We start from the raw sequence: 18,104 nt of genomic DNA on the forward strand, positions 1-18,104 counted from the left end.
CGTTGTGGCACACGGCATAGCAAACTCGGGCTTATGTCGTTGTGCCGGTCATTGGTAAAGCGATTCAATGCCCTAGCTGGACGGCGACCCTCGGGTAACAAGGTCGAACCGTCCCTTCGGCGTTGATCTTGGGAGGGACATCCTCGGTATGGAAACCACTGCGCGAAACCGCACAATCGGCGGAATCGTCATAGGCGCGATCATTCTGATCCTGCTGCTCGTCTTGTTCTCGTGCACCGTAAACAGCGATCCACAGAGCTCGCCGAAAGAGGATCCGACCACCGGGGAGTCTTCGCTCCCCAGTGACCCGGACACCCTCGAGCCCGACGACAAGCCGTCGGAGAAGGACTCCGACGAGCCGGAGGTCGTCGACGACGACATCGTCCCGGCTGCGAACACCGGTGTGACCTTCATCCCCGCGGGCAACGTCCCGTCGGGCAGCACGCCCACCTGTGAGCTCGACCCGAGCGCCTGTGAGGACACTCGTCCGCCGGGTGCCGGTGTGGACATCTGCGAGATCCGCCCGGACCTGACCCAGTGCCAGGAGCCCGAGCCGACCCCGCCGCCGACCGAGCCGACGGACCCGACGGACCCGACGGATCCGACCGACCCGACGGACCCGACCGACCCGATCTGCGAACTCTTTCCCGACCTGCCGATCTGCGACGACGACGGTCCCGGCCCCGGCGAGCCCGAGGACGAGACTGCTCCCGACCCGGTCACTCTTAGCGGGTGCGACGTACTGACCAACACCTCCGCGAAGGTCGACTGGTCCAGGGCGCACGACAAGAGCGGGATCTCCCACTACACGGTGACCTCGTCGCCGGACGCCGGGAACCCGGGTCGCACCGAGGAGACCGCGGCGACCTTCACAGGCCTCGAAGCCGGCCTCACCTACACCTTCTCGGTCACTGCGACCGACAAGGCTGGCAACGAGTCCGAGGAAAGCAACGAGATCGACTGCGTCATGGACGTCGCTGCCCCGCAGATTCCCCAGGACGTGACGGTTGAGGCGGGTGACCCGAGCGACAGCACGCTGAACGTCAGCTGGTCGGAGTCCGAGGACAACACGGACGGCGTCGGTGACGTCTCCTACAACCTCTACCGCAACGGCAAGCTGGTCGGTCCGGTCAATGACACCTCGTACGAGGACACGGGCTTGGAGGCAGGCAAGCAGTACACCTACACCGTGACGGCTGTGGACGGTGCGGGCAACGAGTCTGACCAGTCTGCTGAGGCCACCGGTACGACCACGAAGATCGCGCCGACGGTGCCGCAGAACGTCAAGGTCGCTTCCGACCTGCTCGGCTTCGACGTGTCCTGGTCGCCATCGACTGACGAGGACGGGGTGACACCTCAGAACCAGCTCGTCTACATCGTGCGCGTCCAGGGTGGGCTGCTCTGTCTTCCGGAGCGCTCGGAACCGGGCGCCACCTCCATGCGGGTGACGTGTCCGCTTAGTAGTCGGGACTCGGCTGTCACGGTCACCGCCGAGGACGGCGATGGCAACCAGTCTGCGCCGAGCGACCCGGCCCGAGACCCCGACGCTCAGCCTCAGGGCGGCGACGGGAATGCGACTCTCCGCTCGAACACCCCGGGCGAAGACAAGTCCGACGCTCCGGCCGACAAGCCGGTGTCGCCGGAGGCCCCGGCCGAGGACGCTCCTGCCGAGGAGCAGCCGTCCGAGGAGAACTCGCCGCTGCTGCCGGGTCTGGATGACATCCTCCCGGGTGGCGAGGATACCGCTGAGGCTCCTGCTGAGGAGCCGGCGGAGCCCGAGGCGACGCCGAGCGAGTCGGAGTCCCCGGCCGCGCGGCCGACGACCGAGGAGCCTGCTGACGAGGCGACCGAGGAAGCTCCCGCCGAGGAGGACGAGGGCGGCCTGCTGGACAACATCGGTGACGCGCTGACCAGCGCCGTGGCCGCGGTGTTCTAGCCGACACACGCCGAGAAACAGGGGCGGGGAGAGCCGAGAGGCTCTCCCCGCCCTTGTCGTATCCGTAGACAGTCGCGAGCCGCCCTCATGCTCACCGAGGTGACTCGGTCAGCAGTCACTTCCATCGTGGAGTTCCGCGCGGGAAGTGCGCGCTCACCGAGTTACCTCGGTCGGCATTCATCAGCACAGACGCCCGAAAACCAAGGAGTCGGATGCCCAGCGCCCCCCACAAGCCCTGGACATCCGACGATCTTGGGTGACCGACACCAGTGTGCGTCAGCCGTGCGCACAGGTTAGGCATAGAAACGCCCATGGATCCAGATGGTTAAGACGAAATTCATGAACTTTCTGTGCGCATTCGAACAGATTCGAACAGATCTGGCGGGCGAATCATCTAGATCCATACATTAGGATTTCGGTGTGCGTGTGATGACCTCCCGAGCTCGCGCGGCCATCTTCGCCCCGATCGGCGACGAAGGCCGGGCAGCGCGCGTCGAGAACCGGCTCGCGGAGGCGATCCGCTCCGGCGTGCTCGCACACGGCGAGCGGCTCCCCAGCGAGCCGGAGCTGGCCCAGATGCTCGGCGTCGCGACGGTCACCGCACGGGAGGCGTTGGTCGCACTGCGCGCCAAGGGCCTGGTGGTGACGACCCGGGGGCGGGGCGGTGGCTCGTTCGTACGTGCCCCCGAGAGCGGCGACCTCGTCGAGGACCGGCTCGCCTCGATGTCGCGGGTCGAGCTGCGCGACCGGGCCACGGTCTACCTGGTGGTGCTCACCGGTTGTGCGGAGATCGCGGCGGAGCGTACGGATCCTGACGAGGTCGAGGACCTGCGCGACCTGCTGATCCCGCTCAACGTCAGCAACGTGGCCCGCTGGCGCAGCGCCGACAGCGAGCTCTACCTGTCGGTGGCCGCGTTGACCCAGTCGGCCCGGATGACCCGCGAGGTGGTGCGGCAGGAGGCGGACTTCGGCGCACTGCTCCGGATCCCGCTCAACGAGCCGGGCTTCCGGGAGGCCACGGCGACCCGCCACCAGGAGCTTGTCGAAGCCCTCGCAGCAGGAGATGCTGTCAGGGCGCGGGAGAGCGTACGCGAGCACGTCGCCCACTCCCTTGAACGCTTGGCCGAGATCCACGAGGCGGTGCGACGATGACGAAGACGATGACTCCCATCGACTGTGTGGCTCAGGTCGAGCAGCATTTCGGGCCGATCGTGACCGAGCTCGAGCGCGTACGCGACGAGGTCGCCGCCCTCTTCGAGGCCGGCTCGGTCACCACCGCATCCCTGCGCGAGCGGCTCGAGCCCGGCTCCCTGGAGTTCCTGCGCAACCCCAACCTCATCGGTGGTGGCTTCGTCGCGGCTCCGGGCGTCCTCAGCGACCGCCGGCTCTACCTCGTCTGGTGGCAGGGCGAGGAGCGTGACTTCCTCGGTGACGCCGATGCGCCGGGCACCGGAGAGGCGATCGACTACACCCGCCAGCCCTGGTATCGCTCCCCGGAGCGCACCGGCGAGCTGACCCTCGTCGGGCCGTACGTCGACTTCGTCTGCACCGACGAGTACGTCATGACCACGACGATGCCGGTCTACGCCGGGGGTCGCATGGTCGGCGTCGCCGGGGCCGACACCCTGGTCGAGACGCTCGAGACGATGCTGCTGCCGGGGCTGCGCGAGGCCGGCGCGACGCTGGTCAACGGCCACGGCAAGGCCATCGTCTCCGCCGACCCGCAGCTGGCCACCGGCGCCCCGCTCACCACTGCCCGGGACATGATCCCGTGCCGCGGGCTGCCGCTCTCCGTCGCTCTAGGCTGACGGCTTCACCATGTGACGCGGTGTGGTGAAGAAGAGCACCGCCACGAAGCCGACCGCCAGCGCGACCGCCGGCAGCAGCATCACCTCGGACATCGCCTCGGCGAACTCCGTAGCCACGGCGGGCGGGACCGAGGAGCCCGCCGCGGTCTCGTGGCCGCCGGCCAGCGATCCGCCCAGGCCGTGGGCGTTGAGACGGAGGTCGATGAGCACGGCGACCGCGGCCGAGCCGATCACCGACCCGACCAGCCGGGTGGCGTTGTAGACCCCGGCGCCCGCGCCGGCCAGCCGCATCGGCACGTTGCGGGTGGCGGTTGCCGCGAGGGGCGCCCACACGGCGGCTGAGCCGAGGCCGAAGACGGCCATCGGCACCAGCAGCTGCCACAGCTGGGAGTCGACGGTCATCGGCACCGCGAGCCAGAAGAGCGAGACGGAGCAGAGGAAGAAGGCGACGCCGGTCAGCAGCCGCGGATGCATCCGGTCGCTCAGCCGGCCGACCAGCGGCGCGGCGAGGAGGGAGACCAGCGCCATCGGGACCATCAGCATCGAGGCCTCGAGCGCGGTGTAGCCGCGGACGAGCTGGGCGTAGAGCATCAGCGGGAAGCCCTGCGCGACGGCCGCGAAGCCCATGCAGGAGATCGCCAGGCTGGAGACGGAGAAGTTGCGGTCGGTGAAGATGGACAGCGGCACCAACGGCTCTTTGCGGTTGCGCGCCTGCCACCAGACGAAGAGCGCCATGATCGCGACGCCGCCGGCGACGAGCGCCCAGGTGACGGCGTCCCAGCCGCGCTGCTCGCCGTTCTGCAGGCCGAAGACCACGCAGAACATCCCGACGCCGCTGAGTGCCACGCCGAGCCAGTCGAAGACGTGCGCGTGGGTCTCAAGCGCGGGGACCATCAGCCAGTTGAGGACGATCGCGATGACGCCGATCGGCACGTTGACGAAGAAGATCCACTCCCAGCCGCCGACCGCGACCAGCGCCCCGCCCGCGAGCGGGCCGACGAGCGTCGCGATGCCCGCCGTCGCGCCCCACAGCGCCATCGCCGAGCCACGCCGCTCTGCCGGGAAGATCCGGGTGATGGTCGCCATCGTCTGCGGCGTCATCATCGCCGCGCCGAGACCCTGCACCGCCCGCGCGGCCACCAGCGACTCGATGCTGCCGGCGAGCCCGCACCACAGCGACGAGGCCGTGAAGACCGCCAGCCCGGCGATGTAGACCCACTTGGGCCCGAAGCGGTCACCGAGCCTGCCCATGATCAGGACCGGCACGGCGTAGGCCAGCAGATAGGCGCTGGTCACCCACAGCACCGCGTTGGCGCTCGCGTCGAGCTCGGCCATGATGTCCGGCGTCGCGACGGTGACGATCGTCATGTCGACCAACAGCATGAAGAAGCCGATGCACAGCGCGAACAGCGCCCGCCACGGGTGCTCGGTCGTCTGCGCTGAGGTCGTCTGCGTCACGGGCTGGGTCATGGCCACAGTCAACACCCGCGCGCCGACATCTCCCTGATCGGTCTGCCCGGGGAAAGACGGTCGGTGGCTGCGGGCACAATGGTGCGTATGACCCACCAGGACCTGATGGCCGGACCGCCGCCGACCCACCTCCCCGCCGACCCCGCGACCGACGAGCTGGCCGCCGGCACCGACCCCGCCGAGGTCGTACGCCGCCACCCGGCCTCGCCCTCCGCCTGGGCCGCGCTCGCCACGGCCGCCAAGGAGGCCGGCGCCGAGGACGTGACCATCTACGCCTACGCCCGCGTCGGCTACCACCGCTCGCTCGACATGCTGCGCCGCAACGGCTGGAAGGGCCACGGCCCGGTGCCGTGGGAGCACGAGCCCAACCGCGGCTTCCTGACCAGCCTCGCCCTGCTCGCCGAGCAGGCCAAGGCGATCGGCGAGACCGAGGAGTGGGAGCGCTGCAGCGAGTTCCTGCGCGACAGCAGCCCGACGGCGTACGACACGCTTCTGGGGTGAATACCGAATCGCGTCCGACCAGCGATCTCGCCTAGCCTTGACCCGTGACTGAGCAGACCACCAACGCGCCCGAACCGGACCTCAACGAGCAGATGCTGGTCCGGCGCGAGAAGCGGGAGCGCCTGCTGGCCGAGGGCAAGAAGGCGTACGCCATCGGGGTCGGCCGCACGCACACGCTCGCCGAGGTGCGGGAGGCCTACGAGGACAAGCTCGAGGCCGGTGACGAGACCCAGGACGTGGTCACCGTCGCCGGTCGGGTCATGTTCGTCCGCAACACCGGCAAGCTCGCGTTCGCGACGCTGCAGGAGGGCATCGGCACCCGGCTCCAGGTGATGCTCTCGCTCGCCGAGGTGGGGGAGGAGTCGCTCGCGGAGTGGAAGAGCCTGGTCGACCTCGGTGACCACGTCGCCGTCACCGGCCGGGTGATCTCCTCGCGGCGCGGCGAGCTCTCCATCATGGCCTCGAGCTGGGAGATGGCGTCCAAGGCGCTGCGGCCGCTGCCGGTGCTCCACAAGGACCTCTCCGAGGAGGCCCGGGTCCGGCAGCGCTACGCCGACCTGATCGTGCGCCAGGAGGCGCGCGACATGGTGCGTACGCGGGCGAAGATCACCCAGGCGATCCGCCGCCGTCTCGAGGACGACGGCTACCTCGAGGTCGAGACGCCGGTCCTGCAGCTCATCCACGGTGGTGCGCACGCACGGCCGTTCAACACCCACATGAACGCCTTCGACCAGCCGATGACGCTGCGCATCGCGCTCGAGCTCAACCTCAAGAAGGCGGTCGTCGGCGGCGTCGACAAGGTCTACGAGATCGGCCGGATCTTCCGCAACGAGGGCGTCGACTCCACGCACAGCCCCGAGTTCACGATGATCGAGGCCTACCAGGCCTACGGCGACCAGTTCACGATCGCCGAGGAGATGCGGCAGATGTACCTCGCCGCCGCCGACGCGGTCGGCTCGCGCCAGATCGAGACCGACGCCGGTGTCATCGACCTCGACGGCGAGTGGAAGTGGCTGCCGGTCTACGAGGGTGTCTCCGAGGCCGTCGGCGTCGAGGTCACCCCCGACACTGACGTCGAGACGCTCAAGGCGCTCGCCGACAAGCACGACGTCGAGCTCGACCCGGCCTGGGGCGCCGACAAGATCGTCATGGAGCTGTGCGGCGAGCTGGTGGAACCCCACCTGATCCAGCCGACCTTCCTGTGCGACTTCCCGGCAATCGCCCAGCCGCTGGCGCGGATCAACGACGAGGAGCCGGGCAAGGTGCTCGCCTGGGACCTGATCATCGGCGGTGTCGAGCGCGGCACCGGGTTCACCGAGCTGATCGACCCGGTCGTGCAGCGCGAGGTCCTCACCGCCCAGTCCCTCCTCGCCGCCGGCGGCGACCCCGAGGCGATGCAGCTCGACGAGGACTTCCTGCGGGCTCTGGAGTACGGCGCCCCGCCCATGGGTGGCCTCGGGCTCGGCCTGGACCGGGCGATCATGCTCTTCACCGGTGCCGGGATCCGCGAAACGATCCTCTTCCCCCTGTTGAAGCCGGAAGCCTGATCTGACCGCTGGTCGAGCCGCCGGAGCCGCTAGGCGAAGGCGTGTCGAGACCAACACAGTCGCGTACGAACTGTGTTGGTCTCGACACGCTCGCTGGCGCTCGCGGCTCGACCGGCGGCGGTTTGGTGAGACTAAAGTGCCGGGTATGGAGAACGGCCGGTCGGAGACGTTGATGACCGCGCTCGGGTTCGACCCGGGCGCGGCTCAGCTCTACAGCCGCCTCCTTCCGCTCACCGGGTGGCCGTGCATGGTGGTGGCGGCGACGCTGTCCACCTCCGAGGAGGAGTTGAAGGAGCAGGCCGCGCCCCTGGTCGAGAGCGGAGTCATCAGCTGCGGTGAGACCTTGACCGTGCTCAGCCCGACGGCGGTGGTCGCCCACATGCTGGAGCGGGCAGCGACCAGAGCCCAGGACGCCCACGACCATCTGCTGAAGATCTCCCAGTCGGTCCCGTACGTCGCCGGCACCGCCGCACGCCTCCCGGCCCAGATCGGCGAGGAGCAGCCGATCGAGGGTGAGGTGATCGCGACCGAGTTCACGCCGGAGACCTTCGAGCGGCTGGTCTCGGCCACCTCGGGCGACATGATGTGGCTGCGCCCGGCGGTGACCGTGCACCCCTCGGAGATGCGGTTCATCTCGGTCATCGAGTCCACGATCAAGTCGGGTCGCCGGTGTCGTGGGATCTACCCGGTGGCAGCCCTGAAGCAGGCGCCCGACGTGCTGCGGATGCGGATCGAGATCGGTGAGGAGGTCCGAATCCTGCCGCGCGTCGGCACCCACCTGATGGTGGTCGGCAGCACGCATGCGATGTTCCCGGACCCGCTCGGCCCGGTGGAGCAGCCGATGATCAACGTACGCCAGCGGGGCATCGTCGAGGTGGTGACCAGCTACTTCGAGGAGCTGTGGCGCCGCGCCCTCCCGGCGGCCGAGCTCGAGGACCTGCCGAACGCCGAACGCCGCCTGCTGCTCGCCGAGCTGGCCAGCGGAGCCCAGGACGAGCAGATCGCCCGGAGGCTGGGGGTCTCGCTGCGTACGGTCCGGCGACGGGTCGCCGAACTGCTCGAGGAGCTCGGTGCGACCTCGCGGTTCGAGGCGGGTGTGGAGGCCGCCCGGCGAGCCTGGCTGTGACGTACGCGCCTGAATTTGCTAGCGTGTGGTCGCAAGAGCCCTGGTCTTGCCAGGGTTTTTTGCATTTGTAGATGGATCCAACACACACGAGATATTGGTGCGTTGAGCAGCCGGGCACGCCCGGAGGGACTCCGTCCGGAGCGAAGGAGCGACACACATGCCCGCGATCACGATCATCGGTGCCCAATGGGGCGACGAAGGCAAGGGCAAGGCGACCGACCTGCTCGGTGAGCACGTCGACTACGTCGTCAAGTTCAACGGCGGCAACAACGCCGGCCACACGGTTGTTATTCGCCAAGAAGACGGGCAGAGCGAGAAGTACGCCCTCCACCTGCTGCCCAGCGGCATCCTGACCGCCGGCGTGACGCCGGTGATCGGCAACGGCGTGGTCGTCGACCTCGCGGTCCTCTTCGAGGAGCTGACCGGTCTGGAGGCGCGTGGCGTCGACATCTCCAAGCTGAAGCTGTCCGCCAGCGCCCACGTCATCGCCGACTACAACCGCCAGCTCGACAAGGTCACCGAGCGCTTCCTCGGCTCGCGCAAGATCGGCACCACCGGCCGCGGGATCGGGCCCACCTACGCCGACAAGGTCAACCGCATCGGCATCCGCGTCCAGGACCTCTTCGACGAGTCGATCCTGCGCGGCAAGGTCGAGGGCGCCCTGGAGCTGAAGAACCAGCTGCTCTCGAAGGTCTACAACCGTCGTGGCTTCACCGTCGACGCGGTGGTCGAGGATCTGCTGTCGTACGCGGACCGGATCGCGCCGATGGTCTGCGACACCGGCCTGCTGCTCAACCAGGCGCTCGACCGGGGCGAGACCGTGCTGCTCGAGGGTGGCCAGGCGACCCTGCTCGACGTCGACCACGGCACCTACCCCTTCGTGACCTCCTCCAACGCCACCTCGGGCGGCGCCTGCACCGGTTCCGGGATCCCGCCGACCCGGATCGACCGAGTCGTCGCGATCGTGAAGGCCTACACCACCCGCGTGGGGGAGGGGCCGTTCCCGACCGAGCTCTTCGACGTATCCGGCGACTACCTGCGCGACAACGGCCACGAGTTCGGCACCACCACCGGCCGCCCGCGCCGCTGTGGTTGGTACGACGCGGTCATCGCCCGCTACGCCGCCCGCGTCAACGGGGTCACCGACTTCGTCCTCACCAAGCTCGACGTGCTCGACGGTCTCGAGGAGATCCCGGTGTGCGTGGCGTACGACGTCGACGGTGTCCGCCACGACGAGATGCCCGTCAACCAGTCCGACTTCCACCACGCCAAGCCCATCTTCGAGATGCTGCCGGGCTGGAAGGAAGACATCTCGGGCGCCCGGTCGTTCGCCGACCTCCCGGCCAACGCTCAGGCGTACGTGAAGTACGTCGAGGAGATCTCCGGCGCCCCGATGTCGGTCATCGGTGTCGGCCCGGCCCGCGACGAGACCGTCATCATCAACTCGCTGACCTGAGGTGGTGAGCTGAGAGTGGCCGATCGGCCACTCTCAGCCAGGTCATGACCGACGGATGGTGACGCGTCCGGCCTTCAGGTCGACCCCGTAGGGCGGGTCGTCGCCGTCGGGCGAGGGGACCACGTGACCGATGTTGTCCTGCTCCTTGAGGTCGCGCGCGGCGCGGGCGTTGCCCGGGTCGAAGACGTCGATGAAGTTGCCGAGACCGTCGCCGATCCCGGAGGAGACGCCGCGGCGGGAGGAGCGCAGGGCCTTGTTGCAGGCCGCGATGATCAGCCCGAGCACGAGGACAACGGCGACGCCGAACACGACCCAGGTCATGCTCGGCAGAGTACGCCGATGCTCAAAGCAGTGAGGCGCCCTCGACGACACCGAGCGGCTCGGCGGCGATGTCGGAGCGACGCTGGAGCCCGTCGAAGCTGACGAGGTCGGCGGCGGCGTACGCCCTCGAGCGCGCGTCGTCGATGTCGTAGCCCTTCGCGCGGACCGCCAGCACCCGGCCGCCCGCGGTGACCAGGTGGCGGTGGTCGGGTTCCTCGGGAGTGGAGGCGTCGACGATCGCCGTGCCGGCGTGGATCACGTCCACGTCGTTGATCGAGTTGGCGTTGCCGGCGCCGGTGATGACGTCGCCCTTCGAGGACGACTCCGGGTAACCGGCCGAGGCCAGCACGACGGTCACCGAGGCACCGTCGGAGAAGGTCGGCGCCTCGACGCTGTCCAGCGCGCCCGTGGCCGCCGCGAGGAGCAGGTCGCCGAGGTTGGACTCGAGCAGAGCGAGCACCGGCTGGATGTCGGGGTCACCGAACCGGCAGTTGAACTCGATCACCTTCGGACCCTTGGCGGTCAGCGAGAGCCCGACGTAGAGGCACCCGACGAACGGAGCGCCGCGCTTCTCCATCTCGACCAGGGTCGGCTGGACGACGGTCGTGAGCACGACGTCGGCCAGGTCCGGCTGCGCCCACGGCAGCGGCGAGTAGGCACCCATCCCGCCGGTGTTGCCGCCCTTGCCGCCGTCGAAGATCCGCTTGAAGTCCTGCGCCGGCTGCAGCGCGTAGGCCCGCGTCCCGTCGCAGATCGCGAACAGCGAGACCTCGGGGCCGTCGAGGAACTCCTCGATGACGACCCGCTCGCACGCGGCCGCGTGGGCCAGCGCCTCCTCGCGGTCACGCGTCACGACGACACCCTTGCCCGCGGCGAGAGCATCGTCCTTGACGACGTACGGAGCGCCGAACTCGTCCAGCGCGGCGGCAGCCTCCTCGGGGGTGGTCGCCACGCGCGAGCCCGCGGTCGGCACGCCGGCCACGGACATCACGTCCTTGGAGAACGCCTTCGACCCCTCGAGCTGCGCGGCAGCCTCCGACGGTCCGAAGACCGCGATCCCCGCCTCACGGACCGCGTCGGCCACCCCGGCCACCAGCGGCGCCTCGGGCCCGACGACGACCAGATCGGCGCCCAGCTCGCCGGCCAGGGAGGCGATCGCGGGACCGGACATGATGTCCACGTCCCGGAGCGTGGCGAACTCCGCGATCCCGGGGTTCCCGGGCGCGGCGTACACCTCGTTCCCTTCCTGGGAGAGCTTCAGAGCGAGCGCGTGCTCACGACCACCGGTGCCGACGACGAGGATCTTCACGTGGCCACCTTATGACGAGCCCGGCTCACTCCTCGGCGGGCGGGGTGACGGCCTCGTCGGGGCGGTGCTGGATGACGTCCGCGTAGTAGGACTCCGCGGCGTTGATGAGCTTGACCCACTCGCCGGCGAACTGGGAGAGCACCCAGCGGTGCTCGAGGATCTCGTGGAACATCTGCGCAGGCGTGAGCTTGGCGGCGGCGTCGGGCGGGCGCATCGCGACGATGGGCTCGTAGACCTCGCGCAGCCAGCGGCTCGCCGCGACCTCGATCGGCCGGTCGCCGAGCTCGCGGGTGGCGCGGAACGCGGAGATGTCGTTGAGGATCCGCCGTGCCTGGGCGTCCTGGACGTCCAGCCCGGTCAGCGTACGCAGCTCGCGGCGGTGGTGGCCGAGCTCGACCACCCGCGGGCGGAGGGCGACGGTGTCGCCGTCCTCGCTGGTGGTGATGTCGAGCTCCTCGACGTCGAAGCCGAGGTCGTGGAGGCGCTCGATGCGCTGCTCGATGTGCCACATCTCCTCGGCGGAGAAGACCTGCTCCTCGGTGAGCTCGCGCCACAGCGCGTCGTAGCGGCTCTGCAGCCGCTCGACGATCGCGTCGATCGGGAAGGCCTCGGGCAGGGACTCGCTCGCCTGCAGGTCGAGCAGCTCGCCGTAGATGTTCTGGTAGGCGACGTCGAGGTCGTACTCCCGCAGCCGGTCGGAGAGCTCCGGCTTCAGCTCCCCGGTCTCGGCGTCGACCAGGTAGGCGGCGAACCCGGCCGCGTCGCGCACGAACAGGACGTTCGACAAGGACACGTCGCCCCAGTAGAAGCCGGCCAGGTGGAGGCGTACGAGCAGGACGACGAGGGCGTCGATCAGGCTGGGGAGCCGGTCGGCGGCCAGGCCTCGCTCGAACAGCGCGCGGTAGGGGAGCGAGTAGGTGAGGTGCTCGGTCATCAGTGCGGCGCCGAGGTCGTTGCCGTCGCGGTCCGTGCGACCCGTGACGACGCTCTTGGCGACCACGGTCGGCAGGCCGAGGCGCTGCAGCTCGCGCAGCATGTTGTACTCCCGCCGGGCGATGTCGGCCTGGGTCTCCTTGACCGCGTAGATGTTGTTCCGCACCCGCACGATGCGTACGACATGGCGACTCAGCCCGCGGGCCAGCGGCACCACGACATCATCCGGCCACTCCTCCAGGGGGAAGGACCAGGGCAGGGTGTAGATCGCCGGATCGGGCCGGCTGGCGAGGATCCGCAGGGCCATACCGCCACGTTAGTGGGGGTGGGCACGGAGCATGGGAGAATATCCGCCGTGACTGTGGTGCCCAACGTTCTCGCCAACCGCTATGCCGCGGCCGACCTCGCCGGGATCTGGAGTCCCGAGCACAAGATCGTCCTGGAGCGTCAGCTCTGGATCGCGGTGCTCAAGGCCCAGAAGGATCTCGGCATCGACGTCCCCGACGGGGTCGTGGAGGCGTACGAGAAGGTCGTCGAGGACGTCGACCTGGACTCGATCGCGGCCCGTGAGCGGGTGACTCGCCACGACGTGAAGGCGCGGATCGAGGAGTTCGCCGCGCTGGCCGGTCACGAGCACATCCACAAGGGCATGACCTCGCGGGACCTCACCGAGAACGTCGAGCAGCTCCAGGTGCTCTCATCGCTGAAGGTGATCCGCGACCGTGCCGTCGCGACGCTGGCCCGCCTGGCGCGGCTCGCGGCCGAGCACGAGACCACCGTCATGGCCGGCCGTTCGCACAACGTCGCTGCCCAGGCGACGACGCTCGGCAAGCGGTTCGCGACCGTCGCCGACGAGATGCTGGTCGGCCTCCAGCGGGTCGAGGAGCTCATCGCCCGCTACCCGCTGCGCGGGATCAAGGGCCCGATGGGCACGGCACAGGACATGCTCGACCTGCTCGACGGTGACGCCGACAAGCTGGCCGCGCTCGAGGAGCGGGTCGCGGCCCACCTCGGCTTCGAGAACGTCTTCACCAGCGTCGGCCAGGTCTACCCGCGCTCCCTCGACTTCGACGCCGTCTCGGCGCTGGTCCAGCTGGTCTCCGGCCCCTCCAACCTCTCGACCACGATCCGGCTGATGGCCGGCAACGAGCTGGTCACCGAGGGCTTCAAGGAGGGCCAGGTCGGCTCCTCGGCGATGCCGCACAAGATGAACTCGCGCTCCACCGAGCGGGTCAACGGCCTCTCGGTCGTGCTCCGCGGCTACCTCTCGATGATCTCCGAGCTCGCCGGCGACCAGTGGAACGAGGGCGACGTCTCCGACTCCGTCGTGCGCCGCGTCGCGCTCCCGGACGCGTTCTTCGCCGCCGACGGCCTCTTCCAGACCTTCCTGACCGTGCTCGACGAGTTCGGCGCCTTCCCGGCCGTGATCCAGCGCGAGCTCGACCGCTACCTGCCGTTCCTGGCGACCACCAAGGTGCTGATGGCCGCTGTCCGCAACGGCGTCGGCCGCGAGGAGGCCCACGAGGCGATCAAGGAGGCCGCCGTCGGCACCGCGCTCTCGATGCGCAAGGGCCAGGCCGAGAACGACGTCTTCGCCAAGCTCGGAGCCGACTCCCGTCTCGGTCTGACCGAGGAGCAGATCCAGTCGCTGGTCGCCGACCCGATCGAGTTCACCGGTGCCGCCGTCGCGCAGGTCCAGGAGGTCGTACGCCGGGTGGAGGCCGTCACCGCTCGCCACCCCGAGGCCGCCGCCTACGCGCCGGGAGAGATCCTCTGAGCCCCGTGATCACCGTTGCGGCCGTCGTCTTCCGTGACGGTGACGGGCGGATGCTGACCGTCCGCAAGAACGGCACCGCGAAGTTCATGCTCCCCGGCGGAAAGCTGGAGCCGGGGGAGTCGGCTGCGGAGGCGGCCGTCCGTGAGGTGGCGGAGGAGCTCGGCGTACGGCTCCGGGTCGAGGACCTGGCGCTGCTCGGCGAGTTCGAGGCGGACGCCGCCAACGAGCCGGGCCACCTGGTGCGCTCGACGGTCTTCACCTGGGCCGGCGAGGTCGCCCCGGACGCCGCTGCCGAGATCGCGGAGCTGCGCTGGGCGACGCTCGCCGAGATCACCGACGGAGCCGACTTCGCCCCGCTGACCCGGGAGTACGTCGTCCCCGCCCTCGAGCCCGCCTGAACCCTCGCGGCCAGCCGCCGCGCGGTGTCAGACTGTCGGTGTGTCCGGGTACTTCGCCGCCGACTCGATGGTCGTCCGTGCCCTGCGTCAGCGGGTCGTCGGGCTGAGCTGGGGACAGCGGGCGCTGGTGATCGGCGGCCTGCACCCACGGCTCTTCGTCGGCACCGCGCAGCACACGGTGCACCGGGCGACGCCCTACACGCGGCTCGCGCTGACGGCTCGGCTGATGGAGACGGTCTTCCTCGGGACCAAGGAGGAGGCCGACCGGGCGCTCGCCTTCACGGCGAAGCGGCACGTGCCCGTCGAAGGGACGATGGAGGTTCCCGGCGGTCCGGCGCATCCCGAGGGGTCGCCCTACTCGGCCGCCGATCCCGGGCTGATGTGGTGGACGGCGGCGTTCGCGCTCGACTCGGTCGAGTTCATGTACGACGCCCTGGTCCGCCCGCTCCGCCCGGACGAGCGCGAGGAGCTCTTCGACGGGTTCGTGACCTGGGCCGGTCTCTTCGGCGTGCCGGCCTCGGCCGCGCCGGCGTCCTATCCAGACTTCCGCCGCCGCTTCGACGCCTGGCTCACCTCGGACGAGCCGTGTCTCGTGGACGAGGCGCGCCTGGTCGGCCGCCACATCGCCGGCACCGCCGGCTACCACCTCCCTGGCGGGCCGCCGACCTCCGAGACGCTCCGGACCGTCGTCCAGGGCAGCCTCCCGGCGCTCGTCCGCGAGCACTACGGCATCCCGTGGTCGGCCGCCGCCGAGAGGAGATGGCGGGCCGTACGCACCGCCAGCCGCCTCGCCCACGGCCGCCTGTCGCTCCTCGGACCCACGCCGCTGCTGCGCGGGCGGAGCGAGCACTTCTACAAGGTCGTCCAGCAGGGTGAGCAGGCGTTGGTGCGCCGAGGAGGCGTCAGCATCCCCGGCGTCTCCGATGTCTCCGACGTCAGGCGGGCTTGACGTCCAGCACGACCTCGAACTCCAGCAGATCGGCGCCGGTGGCGACGGGCTTGCGCGGCGCCTCACCCGGCGGAGTCGCGTGCGCGGCCCGCGCATCGCCGTCGCGCCAGGCCGCGAAGGACTCCTCGGAGTCCCAGTGGGTAACGACGAAGTAGCGGTCGTCGCCGGCAACCGGGCGCAGCAGCTGGAAGCCGAGGAACCCCGGTGACTTCTCGACCGCACCGGCTCGCGCCGCGAACCGCTTCTCGAGCTCCGCGCCCGCCTCGGCCGGAACCTGGATTGCATTGATCTTCACCACAGACATGCCGCAAACCTATGCGAGGGCTGGGGAGGCGGCGTACGTCCCTGCGACGATGGACGGCATGTCCGAGCCGGTAACCGTGACCATCGCCCGTCGAGTCTCCGTGGAGCGCCGCGACGAGATGGTCGCCTGGATGCAGGCGGGGATCCGGCTGGCCAGCGAGTTCCCGGGCTTCCTGGGAGCGGGCTGGGTGCGGCCGTCACCGGACTCCGACCAGTGGCACCTGCTCTACCGTTTCGACTCCCACGAGACCCTGGGCAGCTGGGACAACAGCCGACAGCGCGGCTGGTGGCTGGGTGCGGGGGAGCCGTTCGTGGAGGAGACCCGGATCGAGCGGCGTACCGGCATCGAGGGTTGGTTCGACCCGCCGAGCACCTACGACGTCGAGCAGGTCTCCGGGGTCGCGACGGCCCCGCCGCGGTGGAAGCAGACGATCACCATCTTCCTGATGTTCTACCCGGTCAGCCTGCTCGCCAACTGGCTGCTCGGCCCGCTTGTCGGGGACTGGGCGCTGCCGCTGAAGGTGCTGGGCGTGATGGTCGTGACGCTGCCGTTCATGACGTACTTCGGGCTGCCGTGGATCACCCGCAACATGGAGTGGTTCCTGCACGGCCGCCCGGCGCCCTGGCGCCGCAGCTAGGACTTCGGGGCGCCGTCCTCGGCGGAGAGCACGGCGTCGAGGAGTCCGGGGAACCGCGCGTCGAGATCCTCGCGGCGCAGCGAGAGACGCCGGGCGCGGCCGTTGGCCTCGTTGCGGACCACGCCCGCCGTCCGCAGCACCTTCATCAGGTGCGACTTCGTCGACTTCGGTACGTCCGGGTTGCTCAGGTGGCACTCGGCCATGTCGAGAGGTCCGTCGACCAGCTGACGGGCGATCGCCAGGCGCTCGGGGTCGCTGAGCGCGAAGAGCACGGTCGTCAGTGAGAGCTCCGACCGATCAGGATGCGGAAGGTCCGGGGAAGAACTCATGGTTCGATAATAGTTGCACAGTCAGCGGAAGGCACGTACTCTCCATAAAAGGTTCGAAATAATTCGAACGATGGATGGAGTGGTGATGTCGGTAGAAACGGTGAGCGCGACGACGATGACGGACGCCGTCGCCGGGCGGCGACTCGGCGCGGGCGTGGCCCTGGTGGCGGTCGTGCTGATGATGGCCGGGGCCAGCGCGCCCTCGCCCTTCTATCCCGACCTCCAGGTGGGCCTCGGGCTCGAGCCGTGGGTGATGACGGCTGTCTTCGCCGTCTATGCGGTCGCTCTGCTGGCCACCCTGCTCGTGTTCGGCTCGGTCTCCGACCACGTCGGCCGGCGTCCGGTGGTGACCGTCGGGTTCCTCCTGCTGGCGGCCAGCTTCGCGCTCTTCCAGGGCGCCGACACCGCCGCTGTCCTCTTCGAGGCGCGGATCCTGCAGGGGGTCGCGAGCGGACTGCTGCTCTCGACGCTCTCGGCCGCGATCGCAGACTTCGAGCGGCCCTCGCGACCGGGCTCCGCGGCGGTGGTCAACGCCATCGCTCCGATGGTCGGACTGGCGATCGGCGCCATCGTCGCCGGTGTGGTCCTGCAGGTGGCGGCGGACGCGCAGCTCATCGTGTTCGACGCCCTCGTCGTGCTCTCCCTCCTCCTCGCGGCCGGCGTGTGGCTGGTCCCCGAGACCGCGCCCCGTCACGAGGGTCTGCTCGCCTCGCTGCGTCCGCGGATCGCCGTGCCGCCGGCCATCCGGGGCCTGCTCAGCCGTAGCGCCCCGGCGATCTTCGCGGGCTGGGCGACCGGTGGGCTCTTCCTCTCCCTCGGCGCCGCGATCGTACGCACCGAGCTGGGCGCCAGCAGCCATGTCCTCCAGGGGCTGGCGATCGGTGCCCTCGCCGGGTCCGGCGCGGTGGCGGCGTACCTGTTCCGGAACCGCTCGGCCCGGGCGACGACGCTCTACGGCACGGCCGCGCTGGCCGGCGGCACGGTGCTGAGCCTGCTCGCGCTCCCGACCGGCTCGGCGGCGGCGTACCTCGTCGCGGTGGTCGTCGTGGGCTCGGGCTTCGGAACCGCCTTCTTCGGCATCCTGCGCTCGATCATGCCGCTCCTGCCGGCCCACGAGCGGGCGGAGGTCTTCGCGGTGATCTTCATCGTGTCCTACCTCGCATTCGGCATCCCGGCGGTCGTCGCCGGGCTGCTGACGCCGCAGATCGGTCTCACGACCACGACCTATGTCTACGGCGCCGTCGTCGCGGTGCTCTCCGCCGTGGCCGGGTTGCTGCGCTGGCGCAGCGGCGACTGAACAGGC

At 69.7% G+C, this 18,104-nt stretch carries 18 protein-coding genes; 12 read left to right on the plus strand and 6 right to left on the minus strand.

Annotation, left to right across the window (positions count from 1 at the left end):
- Positions 1 to 148 precede the first annotated feature (148 nt).
- The 3 genes from ABZY89_RS09270 (at position 149) to ABZY89_RS09280 (ending at position 3,744) form a co-directional block, all read left to right on the plus strand.
- A complete protein-coding gene (locus ABZY89_RS09270; RefSeq protein ID WP_355226532.1) occupies positions 149 to 1,936 on the plus strand; it encodes a fibronectin type III domain-containing protein in 1,788 nt (595 codons plus the stop codon).
- A 429-nt stretch (positions 1,937 to 2,365) separates the two neighbouring features.
- Positions 2,366 to 3,088 (plus strand): GntR family transcriptional regulator, encoded by a 723-nt coding sequence (locus tag ABZY89_RS09275; protein ID WP_355226585.1) that lies wholly within the window; start codon positions 2,366 to 2,368, stop codon positions 3,086 to 3,088.
- Positions 3,085 to 3,744 (plus strand): cache domain-containing protein, encoded by a 660-nt coding sequence (locus ABZY89_RS09280; RefSeq protein WP_355226533.1) that lies wholly within the window; start codon positions 3,085 to 3,087, stop codon positions 3,742 to 3,744. The genes ABZY89_RS09275 and ABZY89_RS09280 overlap by 4 nt, the downstream gene beginning before the upstream one ends.
- Here the strand turns inward: ABZY89_RS09280 and ABZY89_RS09285 are convergent.
- Positions 3,736 to 5,214 carry a DHA2 family efflux MFS transporter permease subunit gene (locus ABZY89_RS09285; RefSeq protein WP_355226535.1) on the minus strand — a complete coding sequence of 493 codons (1,479 nt, stop codon included), beginning with the start codon at positions 5,212 to 5,214 and terminating at the stop codon, positions 3,736 to 3,738. The genes ABZY89_RS09280 and ABZY89_RS09285 overlap by 9 nt on opposite strands.
- A gap of 87 nt (positions 5,215 to 5,301) precedes the next feature.
- Here ABZY89_RS09285 and ABZY89_RS09290 point away from each other — a divergent pair, with 87 nt between their 5' ends.
- From ABZY89_RS09290 to ABZY89_RS09305, 4 genes are all read left to right on the plus strand, one after another.
- A complete protein-coding gene (locus ABZY89_RS09290) occupies positions 5,302 to 5,715 on the plus strand; it encodes a DUF3151 domain-containing protein (RefSeq protein WP_350844192.1) in 414 nt (137 codons plus the stop codon).
- Positions 5,716 to 5,759: 44 nt separating this feature from the next.
- Entirely contained in the window at positions 5,760 to 7,262 is a 1,503-nt protein-coding gene (gene lysS, locus ABZY89_RS09295; protein WP_355226536.1) for a lysine--tRNA ligase, read from the plus strand.
- A 145-nt stretch (positions 7,263 to 7,407) separates the two neighbouring features.
- Complete coding sequence (locus ABZY89_RS09300) at positions 7,408 to 8,388, plus strand: helix-turn-helix transcriptional regulator (RefSeq protein ID WP_355226538.1); 981 nt, start codon at positions 7,408 to 7,410, stop codon at positions 8,386 to 8,388.
- 157 nt (positions 8,389 to 8,545) lie between these two features.
- The gene (locus ABZY89_RS09305) at positions 8,546 to 9,844 is read left to right on the plus strand and encodes an adenylosuccinate synthase (RefSeq protein ID WP_355226539.1); all 1,299 of its coding nucleotides are present in this window, start codon (positions 8,546 to 8,548) and stop codon (positions 9,842 to 9,844) included.
- Positions 9,845 to 9,886: 42 nt separating this feature from the next.
- Here ABZY89_RS09305 and ABZY89_RS09310 read toward each other — a convergent pair whose 3' ends face one another.
- Genes ABZY89_RS09310 through ABZY89_RS09320 form a run of 3 tightly spaced genes read right to left on the minus strand, consistent with a single transcriptional unit; the run spans position 9,887 to position 12,714 of the window.
- Complete coding sequence (locus tag ABZY89_RS09310) at positions 9,887 to 10,165, minus strand: hypothetical protein (protein WP_355226540.1); 279 nt, start codon at positions 10,163 to 10,165, stop codon at positions 9,887 to 9,889.
- A 22-nt stretch (positions 10,166 to 10,187) separates the two neighbouring features.
- Entirely contained in the window at positions 10,188 to 11,474 is a 1,287-nt protein-coding gene (purD, locus tag ABZY89_RS09315; protein ID WP_355226542.1) for a phosphoribosylamine--glycine ligase, read from the minus strand.
- A gap of 25 nt (positions 11,475 to 11,499) precedes the next feature.
- On the minus strand, positions 11,500 to 12,714 hold the full coding sequence (locus ABZY89_RS09320) for a DUF4032 domain-containing protein (RefSeq protein ID WP_355226544.1): 1,215 nt from the start codon (positions 12,712 to 12,714) through the stop codon (positions 11,500 to 11,502).
- A 39-nt stretch (positions 12,715 to 12,753) separates the two neighbouring features.
- Between ABZY89_RS09320 and purB the strand changes: the two genes are divergently transcribed.
- From purB to ABZY89_RS09335, 3 genes are read left to right on the plus strand one after another with little or no spacing between them, the layout of a single operon-like run.
- Entirely contained in the window at positions 12,754 to 14,184 is a 1,431-nt protein-coding gene (gene purB / locus ABZY89_RS09325; protein WP_355226586.1) for an adenylosuccinate lyase, read from the plus strand.
- Positions 14,185 to 14,189: 5 nt separating this feature from the next.
- Positions 14,190 to 14,582, plus strand: coding sequence for an NUDIX domain-containing protein (locus ABZY89_RS09330; protein WP_355226546.1), 393 nt, complete (start codon positions 14,190 to 14,192; stop codon positions 14,580 to 14,582).
- 40 nt (positions 14,583 to 14,622) lie between these two features.
- Entirely contained in the window at positions 14,623 to 15,531 is a 909-nt protein-coding gene (locus ABZY89_RS09335; RefSeq protein WP_355226548.1) for an oxygenase MpaB family protein, read from the plus strand.
- Here the strand turns inward: ABZY89_RS09335 and ABZY89_RS09340 are convergent.
- Positions 15,518 to 15,835, minus strand: coding sequence for an antibiotic biosynthesis monooxygenase (locus ABZY89_RS09340; protein ID WP_160026672.1), 318 nt, complete (start codon positions 15,833 to 15,835; stop codon positions 15,518 to 15,520). The genes ABZY89_RS09335 and ABZY89_RS09340 overlap by 14 nt on opposite strands.
- Before the next feature lie 58 nt (positions 15,836 to 15,893).
- Between ABZY89_RS09340 and ABZY89_RS09345 the strand changes: the two genes are divergently transcribed.
- Positions 15,894 to 16,472 (plus strand): antibiotic biosynthesis monooxygenase, encoded by a 579-nt coding sequence (locus ABZY89_RS09345; RefSeq protein WP_355226550.1) that lies wholly within the window; start codon positions 15,894 to 15,896, stop codon positions 16,470 to 16,472.
- On the opposite strand, the gene ABZY89_RS09350 is transcribed toward ABZY89_RS09345, so the two are convergent.
- A complete protein-coding gene (locus ABZY89_RS09350) occupies positions 16,469 to 16,801 on the minus strand; it encodes a helix-turn-helix transcriptional regulator (protein ID WP_183547952.1) in 333 nt (110 codons plus the stop codon). The genes ABZY89_RS09345 and ABZY89_RS09350 overlap by 4 nt on opposite strands.
- Positions 16,802 to 16,886: 85 nt before the next feature.
- Between ABZY89_RS09350 and ABZY89_RS09355 the strand changes: the two genes are divergently transcribed.
- Positions 16,887 to 18,098, plus strand: coding sequence for an MFS transporter (locus tag ABZY89_RS09355; RefSeq protein WP_355226552.1), 1,212 nt, complete (start codon positions 16,887 to 16,889; stop codon positions 18,096 to 18,098).
- The last annotated feature ends 6 nt before the right edge of the window (positions 18,099 to 18,104 follow it).

Source organism: Nocardioides sp. NPDC006303 (genome assembly GCF_040613175.1).
Taxonomy (GTDB): Bacteria; Actinomycetota; Actinomycetes; order Propionibacteriales; family Nocardioidaceae; genus Nocardioides.